Consider the following 288-nt stretch of genomic DNA (forward strand, 5'->3'; position numbering starts at 1 on the left):
GCCGAGCAGATGCGTTTCTTGCGCGAACTCGGTTGCGACCAGCTGCAAGGCTATCTGTTCAGCCCGGCCGTGCCGGCCTCGGAATTCGAAGTGATGCTGGGCGAGGGGCGGCAGCTGCGCCTGGAAGCGGTGGCGTAGCGCCTGGCAGCCTGGCCATGGCGCTGGCGCCGCACGACGGCGCGCTAAATGCGCAGCATCCCGCGAAAGCCCCGGCCCGCGTAATACGATTCGGCACCATTGTGATACACGAATACCTGCTCATAGCGGCGGTCGCAGAACAGGGCGCCG

The 288-nt window shown here is 66.3% G+C and carries 1 protein-coding gene; it reads right to left on the reverse strand.

Annotation, left to right across the window (positions count from 1 at the left end; all coding sequences use genetic code 11):
- Nucleotides 1-182: 182 nt before the first annotated feature.
- The gene (locus V3391_RS17860) at nucleotides 183-281 is read right to left on the reverse strand and encodes a DUF4256 domain-containing protein (RefSeq protein WP_332079768.1); all 99 of its coding nucleotides are present in this window, start codon (nucleotides 279-281) and stop codon (nucleotides 183-185) included.
- Nucleotides 282-288 lie beyond the last annotated feature (7 nt).

Source organism: Luteimonas flava, assembly GCF_036584485.1.
Taxonomy (GTDB): Bacteria; Pseudomonadota; Gammaproteobacteria; order Xanthomonadales; family Xanthomonadaceae; genus Luteimonas; species Luteimonas flava.